Source organism: Coprococcus intestinihominis, assembly GCF_040096555.1.
In the GTDB taxonomy this organism is placed as follows: Bacteria; Bacillota; Clostridia; order Lachnospirales; family Lachnospiraceae; genus Coprococcus_A; species Coprococcus_A intestinihominis.
Genome location: NZ_JBBMEK010000425.1, coordinates 1 through 1525, shown reverse-complemented (window position 1 = coordinate 1525; position 1525 = coordinate 1). Strand labels below are relative to the sequence as shown.

Here is a 1525-nt window from a genome sequence, read left to right as displayed (position 1 = left end):
AGTCCACAAAGTCAACCGCATTGAAAATCAGATGGTTATGAACATGGTCTTTGTCAATGTGAGTGGTCAGCACATACTCATATTTTCCTCCGAGGATTTCGTCTGCAAACTGCTTGCCGATCTCGTGGGCAAGCTCCGGTGTGACCTCTCCAATTTCAAAGGACTGGATCACATGACGGGCTATGATCCTGACCGGATTCATCCCTTTTTGCTCGGCTATTTTCCGCGTCCACTCAAATTCCCGCGCTGCGGTCTCGCTGGCACAGCCGTAGGACGAGACCAGCAGCTTCTCATCGGTCTTTTCGGGATTCAGAATGTACGCGATTGCCTTGCTCAAAGTTCCTCGGATTGCTTTGATTTTAGTAACTGCCATACCGCGTCCATCTTTTCTTTCAGCTCGTCAATATCGTCCTGATAGAATCGTCCCGTCGAGTTGATCCTGCGGCAGACGGTATTGATGTTCACGCCGATCTTGTTGATTTCGGCGGCGAGCTTTTTCTGCTCTGTGTAGTCCACAACGATGATGTAGCCGTCGATCAGCATCTTCCTTGCATACGCACCGAAGTTCTCCGTGCCGATCATCTCCATCTTCTTTGCAATCGTCCGTTCTTCCTGTGGTGTCAGCCAAATCTTCTTCTGAATGTCTCGTGTTCTTCGTACCATGCTGCGCCCTCCGTCGTAAAGATTAGAAGGGTTTGGGACTATCCCAACAAGCAAAAATCTGATGTTAAGGGCAGGGTCTCCTTAACTGATTTTTCTCCGGTGGGTACTCACCGGATTTGCTTGCTAATCTCCCAAAATCGTATTCCCCGAAGATTCCTCCGTGAAATGTCCCTTCACTTTACAACGGACACAAAAAGGGCGTTTGTTGAGTACCGGATTTCAAAAAAGTCAAAAAATCATTGGATTTCCCATGTGAAAGCCACTGTGTCTGTCACATCAATATCAACCGGCTCAATCTCAGGTGCGGCGCACTTGCTCATCGCCATGAGAGGCTGAATGCAGTCTTCAACATCGTAGCTTGTTCTGGAAAAAACATTGAGTTCGCCCCAGTTGTAGTCGATGTTGAGCAACTGCCCAAGCGTACTGCCTGATGCTTTGCAAAGAATCTCCGCCTTTGCCCTGGCGTTCTCCGTCGCATTGATCAGCAGCTCTTCGCTGACTCTTGCCGGGTTTTTCACGGTGAACGCAATGCTGAGTTCTGGTTGCGCCCCACAATCCGCAATCGCAGAAATGACCTTTGCAAGCTGCTTGCTGTCAAAGTCAAAGGCAAGTTTCAAGCGATAGCTGCAAGCATATCCGGCAAACTCTCGCTTGTAATTTCCTTGCCGATCCTTGACATTCTCGTACCTTGTCTGGACATCAAAGCTCGTGGTTTTCAGGTCTTCCTTGCGATACCCAACGCGGACTGCAGCACCTTGCAGTCTTTCGATTCTCTCGGCAGCTTCCGACATTGCGCGGTCATAGGTTTCAGATAAGACTTCAATGTTCAGGGATAGGATGATGTAATCCGGTCTTGCGGAGA

The 1525-nt window shown here is 49.0% G+C and carries 3 protein-coding genes; all 3 read right to left on the bottom strand.

Going from position 1 to position 1525, the window contains the following annotated elements; all coding sequences use genetic code 11:
• Window positions 1-373 (bottom strand): relaxase/mobilization nuclease domain-containing protein (locus tag WMO25_RS17895; RefSeq protein ID WP_349086566.1); only part of this gene is annotated, 373 nt, incomplete at its 3' end.
• Window positions 334-663, bottom strand: coding sequence for a plasmid mobilization protein (locus tag WMO25_RS17890; RefSeq protein ID WP_005934759.1), 330 nt, complete (start codon window positions 661-663; stop codon window positions 334-336). The genes WMO25_RS17890 and WMO25_RS17895, both read right to left, overlap by 40 nt.
• Before the next feature lie 236 nt (window positions 664-899).
• A partial coding sequence (locus WMO25_RS17885; protein ID WP_349086565.1) for an SIMPL domain-containing protein occupies window positions 900-1525 on the bottom strand: 626 nt, incomplete at its 5' end.